Here is a 5,147-nt window from a genome sequence, read left to right as displayed (position 1 = left end):
TACGAAAAACTGAAATTTATTTCATATTATCATCAAAAAACTTTACCAGCCTGTCAAAAGGAATTTTATCCATCTGGTCATACAAATCACAATGGTTGGCGCCGGGCACCACAATTTCTTCCTTCGGACTGTTGGCCTTCTCATAGGCGGCATCAGCAAAATATTTGGAGTGGGCGTTTTCACCAGTAATAAAAAGCACAGGCCGCGGACTGATTTCTTTGATGTTTTCCATCAGCGAAAAGTTGAAGAAGCCATAGGCCGCAGTGGCATCCCATGCCAGGGTATTGGAATTGATAGCGCGGGGATGATATGCCCTGCCTACATAATAATCATAGAACTGCTGGATAACAGGCGATACGCCCTCCGGCAGCTTGTCCGGGAACATGGTGGAATAGGTCTGCACACTGCCCTCGGCATCTACTGCCATCTCGTGGGCACCGGCAATAAATCTTCCTTCCTTTGCCTCAATATCACGCATTTTTGCCAGATGCTTCTTGACCGCTTCACGCTGTTCCGGCGTATAATAATCCCCCTTGTAATGGTCGCTGATGCTCTCGGACATATCATACATGGCAGAGGTGGCCACCGCCTTGATGCGGGTATCATTGGAAGCGGCCGTCAGCGCCATACCTGACAAGCCGCAAATTCCCACCGCGCCAATCCTGTCGGCATCAACAAATTTCAGGTTGCTGACAAAATCCACCGCCGCACTGTAATCCTCCGTAAAAATATCCGGGGACGCCATATTGCGGCGTTCACCACTGCTCTCGCCCGTCATGGACTGGTCAAAGGCAACTGCCACATAGCCATTTTTTGCCATTTCCTGTGCATACAGGCCGGAAGCCTGCTCCTTGACAGCACCAAAAGGCCCCGTAATCACCACGGCCTTGTATTTTTTATTTTTGTCAAAGCCCTTTGGCAGATACATGTGGCCTGCCACTTCAAAACCATAGCGGTTCTGGAAGCGGACATTTTTTGCCTCAATGTCCTTGTCAACCTTGAAAGTACGGGTATCATTGTCAAGATTGGCTATGGATGCGTTCTTCATCTGGGAAGCCTCCGCCAGTGCCCCGACCGATGTTGCCGCATAGCTGCTGCCTGCACTGCCAAACAGCATAGTACCGGCCAGCATAGAAACAGCCAACAGCATAGACTTTCTTTTCCTGATATTTCTCATAACAAAATGCTCCTTTCATATCACAGCCTCATGGATTTCATCTGATGAGGCTATTATATGATGAGGAGCTTATTATTTCCAATACTTAGTTTAAATGTATTATTATGCCCTATAAGCATTATGAATCGTCGTTGCTTTCCTCTCCGAAGGCCGTTTCAAAACATGCCAGCGCCACCCTGGCGGCCCGGGAAAAAACCTGATTTTTCCGCCAGATAAGGTAATTGCCGGAAAGCACCTGCGGGCTAAGGGGACGGAAAACCACATCAGGAAAATGCCTGCCGCCGGCCTCCACTATATCCTCAAAGCACAGCACGCACGCCATGTTTTCCTGGGCAAAAAAAGCTGCATTGTGCAGGAGGTTATATGTCGCGACAATATTCAAATCCCCCAGCGGCTTCTTCAGCCAATGCTCCAGCTGACTGCCTGACGTATTCTGCCGTGAAACCACCAATGGCTCCTGCAGCAAATCCTCCCTGCTGATGGCCTTCCTGTCAGCCAGGGGATGACGGCGGTTCAGCAAAATCCCCCACCTGTCCCTGTGAGGCAGTTCGCGGTAAACATACTCCACAGGTGCATGGCCGCGGCAGACCACGCCGAAATCCGCCAGCCCCTTCTGCAGCATGTCCGCAATCCTTTCCTCATTGCCGCTGACAAGATGCACAAATATATGGGGATAAGACTGGCTGATGGGCGCCAATAGCTTGACAATCTCCTGCATTGCCATAGTTTCACCGCAACCAATATAAATATCTCCGGCTATGTTTTCCTCTGCCTGCTGGAACTGCGCCACTGTCTTGTCGGACAGTGCCACGATTTCCTTTGCCCTTTCCTTGAGAAAAATGCCATCCTCGGTCAGGGTGGTGCGCCTTTTTCCCCGCACAAAAAGCCGTGTGCCCAGCTCCTCCTCCAGCTCGCTGAGCTGGCGCGACAGCGTAGGCTGGGTAAGATGCAGTTCCTCGGCAGCCTTGCTGATATTCTCATTTCTGGCAACAGACAAAAAATATTTCAGTACGCGTATTTCCATGCACATTCCCCCGCTTTATGGTGACGCGATATTTACCATGCCTCATCCTTATCAATATGGTGCTGACAGGCGGATACTGTGCCAGCAGCTATTAATCACTGAAAATGTAACCATCACATTTCCCCTGTACTGCACAAAATGATGAATGGCAAAAAAATTGCCGTGCAAAGAAAGATAAAAACAAATCTGCTCCCATCATTTCCGCCTGCACGACAATTCATTTCCCATATTAAAATCCATAAATCACTGCTTCACGGCAGACAAACGCCGTAACAGGTGGCAACCTGCCAACCTGACAACCAGTGTTGCACGTGAAACATAAAAATCAATCCGCTTAGACCTGCACCGCATAACGCGGACATCGGGCATTAAACCAGCATATCTGCCAGCTCAATGTACTCAGGGTCCAACGGCTTCTTGTTGGTGATAGCATCATGGAGATTGATAGCTACGACCTTGCCCTTGTTAAAGCCGAATACCACATCGGTCTGACCGGCCATCAGGGCCAGGGCAGCCTTCTCACCCAGCTGGCTTGCCTTTACGCGGTCCTGCACAGTCGGGGAACCGCCGCGCTGGATGTGGCCAAGCACGGACACGCGCACATCCATCTGGGTCTTCTCCTCAATGTACTTGCCGATGTCGATGCCGCTGCCAACGCCCTCTGCTACAACAACCAGAGAATAACGACGGCCGTTCTCATAGGACTTCACCAGATTAGCGCAAACATCATCCAGATTGAACTCACGCTCAGGAATCAGCACAACCTCTGCACCGCCTGCAATGCCTGCCAGAGTAGCCAGCCAGCCGCAACGGCGTCCCATAACCTCTACCACGGCGATACGGCTGTGAGCAGAAGCAGTATCACGGAGCTTGTTGATGGCATCGATAATGGTGTTTGCCGCAGTATCACAGCCGATGGTGTAGTCAGTACCCCACACATCATTGTCAATAGTGCCTGGCAGGCCGACGATTGGCACGCCGGTTTCTGCGCTGAGCTTGCTGGCACCGCGCAGGCTGCCGTCGCCGCCGATGACAACCAGTCCTTCAATGCCGCGCTTCTTCATGTTCTCATAGGCTTCCATACGGCCTTCCGGCGTCATGAAACGCTTACAGCGTGCCGTGCCGAGGAAAGTACCGCCGCGCTGCAGGATATCTGCTACACTGCGGGAGTTCAGTTCCTCCATCTTCTCGTCCAAAAGCCCGCGGTATCCGTCGTAGATACCCCAGACCTTGCCGCCCTCGTACAGGACGGTACGCACTACCGCACGAGCAGCCGCATTCATGCCCGGGCTGTCGCCGCCACTTGTTAATACACCGATATTCTTGATCATATTATACCCTCCCTGTGGGTTTGCAAAATAATGGCTAAATGATAAATTGAAGTTTTGTCAATAGAAGGTATTCTATTTCAATATCATTTCTGCTCCTATAGCATTATAAATCATTTTAGCAATAAAATAAAGTCTTATAAAGCATATTTATATATATGAAACAAACTACTGACAAATCTTCATAGATAACTCTGTCACCTATACTAATTTTAATACATTTTGCGAGAAACTCAACACTTTTTCCATATTTTCCGGCAATAATTCTTTTGCCGCTGATATTTACAAATGGAGTTATGACAGGTAGAATTATATATAGTAATGTTATGTATCACAATTTTTCTGGACAAAGGAGATATACATGAAAGAATTAGAATTAAAGTATGGCTGCAACCCAAATCAGAAGCCTGCCCGCGTTTTTGTCAAGGAGGGTGACATTCCTTTCACCGTTCTGAACGGCAAGCCTGGCTACATCAATCTGTTAGATGCCATGAACAGCTGGCAGCTGGTGCAGGAGCTGAAAAAGGCCACTGGCCTGCCTGCCGCCGCTTCCTTCAAGCATGTAAGCCCTGCCGGAGCTGCCGTGGCCGCTCCGTTGCCTGAGATTTTGCAGAAGGTATACTTCGTGGAGGGCATTGAGCTTTCCCCTATTGCTACTGCCTATATCCGCGCCCGCGGTGCTGACCGCATGTCCTCCTATGGCGATTTTGTGGCACTGTCTGACGAGTGCGACGCCCAGACCGCTTCCTTCCTGGCCCGGGAGGTATCTGACGGTATTATTGCCCCTTCCTACTCCGCCGAGGCCCTGGAAATTCTCAAGACCAAGCGCAAGGGCACCTATCTGGTTCTCCAGATGGACGCTGACTTCCAGCCTGCCGAGCTGGAGCAGAAGGAGGTATTCGGCATTACCTTTGAACAGAAGCGCAATACCGTGGAAATCAATGAGGACTGCCTCACCGACATTCCTACCGTCAACAAGACCTTTACCGAGGAAGCAAAGCGCGACCTGCTGATTGCCCTCATCACCCTGAAATACACCCAGTCCAACTCCGTATGCTACGCCAAGGACGGACAGGCCATCGGCATCGGCGCCGGACAGCAGTCCCGCGTACACTGCACCCGCCTGGCCGGCAACAAGGCTGATGTATGGCATCTTCGCCAGCATCCGAAGGTACTGGCCCTGCCATTCAAGGACGATGTGCGCCGCCCGGACAGGGACAATGCCATTGACGTATATATCTCCGAGGAATGGGAGGACCTGCTGGAAACCGATGACTGGAAGCGCGTATTTACCGAGAAGCCTGAGCCTCTTTCCCGTGAGGAAAAGAAGGAATATCTGAAGACCATTACCGGCGTAGCTCTCGGCTCTGACGCTTTCTTCCCGTTTGGCGACAATGTTGAGCGTGCCAAAAAGAGCGGCGTGTCCTTCATCGCCCAGTCCGGCGGTTCCATCCGTGACGACAATGTTATTGAAACTGCCGACAAGTACAACATTGCCATGGCCTTTACCCACATCAGACTTTTCCACCACTAAGCAGAGTTATCCACAGGCTTATCCACATATTAACAGGTTATACACACTGCTATGTGGATAAGTAAGAAAATATGCACATAGCAA

4 protein-coding genes are annotated in these 5,147 nt (G+C 50.5%); 1 reads left to right on the top strand and 3 read right to left on the bottom strand.

Annotation, left to right across the window (positions count from 1 at the left end; all coding sequences use genetic code 11):
- Nucleotides 1-16: 16 nt before the first annotated feature.
- The 3 genes from ACI3UA_RS00390 to pfkA all read right to left on the bottom strand — a co-directional run bounded on the left by ACI3UA_RS00390 (nucleotide 17) and on the right by pfkA (nucleotide 3,532).
- On the bottom strand, nucleotides 17-1,177 hold the full coding sequence (locus ACI3UA_RS00390; RefSeq protein ID WP_439722851.1) for an alpha/beta hydrolase: 1,161 nt from the start codon (nucleotides 1,175-1,177) through the stop codon (nucleotides 17-19).
- A gap of 118 nt (nucleotides 1,178-1,295) precedes the next feature.
- Nucleotides 1,296-2,201, bottom strand: coding sequence for a LysR family transcriptional regulator (locus ACI3UA_RS00385; protein ID WP_439722850.1), 906 nt, complete (start codon nucleotides 2,199-2,201; stop codon nucleotides 1,296-1,298).
- A gap of 368 nt (nucleotides 2,202-2,569) precedes the next feature.
- Nucleotides 2,570-3,532 carry a 6-phosphofructokinase gene (pfkA, locus tag ACI3UA_RS00380; protein ID WP_439722849.1) on the bottom strand — a complete coding sequence of 321 codons (963 nt, stop codon included), beginning with the start codon at nucleotides 3,530-3,532 and terminating at the stop codon, nucleotides 2,570-2,572.
- 358 nt (nucleotides 3,533-3,890) lie between these two features.
- Between pfkA and ACI3UA_RS00375 the strand changes: the two genes are divergently transcribed.
- Nucleotides 3,891-5,063, top strand: a complete 1,173-nt coding sequence (locus tag ACI3UA_RS00375) for a phosphoribosylaminoimidazolecarboxamide formyltransferase (RefSeq protein WP_439722848.1) — start codon at nucleotides 3,891-3,893, stop codon at nucleotides 5,061-5,063.
- Nucleotides 5,064-5,147: the final 84 nt, after the last annotated feature.

This window comes from Anaerovibrio sp. (assembly GCF_051866355.1).
In the GTDB taxonomy this organism is placed as follows: Bacteria; Bacillota; Negativicutes; order Selenomonadales; family Selenomonadaceae; genus Anaerovibrio.
Note: the sequence above shows the minus strand (reverse complement) of the source record. Positions and strands in the feature narration are given on the sequence as shown.

Excerpts from the sequence above, each read along its gene's own strand:
- pfkA (WP_439722849.1), bottom strand. The coding sequence starts at position 3,532 with ATGATCAAGAATATCGGTGTATTAACAAGTGGCGGCGACAGCCCGGGC.
- ACI3UA_RS00390 (WP_439722851.1), bottom strand. The coding sequence starts at position 1,177 with ATGAGAAATATCAGGAAAAGAAAGTCTATGCTGTTGGCTGTTTCTATG.
- ACI3UA_RS00385 (WP_439722850.1), bottom strand. The coding sequence starts at position 2,201 with ATGGAAATACGCGTACTGAAATATTTTTTGTCTGTTGCCAGAAATGAG.
- ACI3UA_RS00375 (WP_439722848.1), top strand. The coding sequence starts at position 3,891 with ATGAAAGAATTAGAATTAAAGTATGGCTGCAACCCAAATCAGAAGCCT.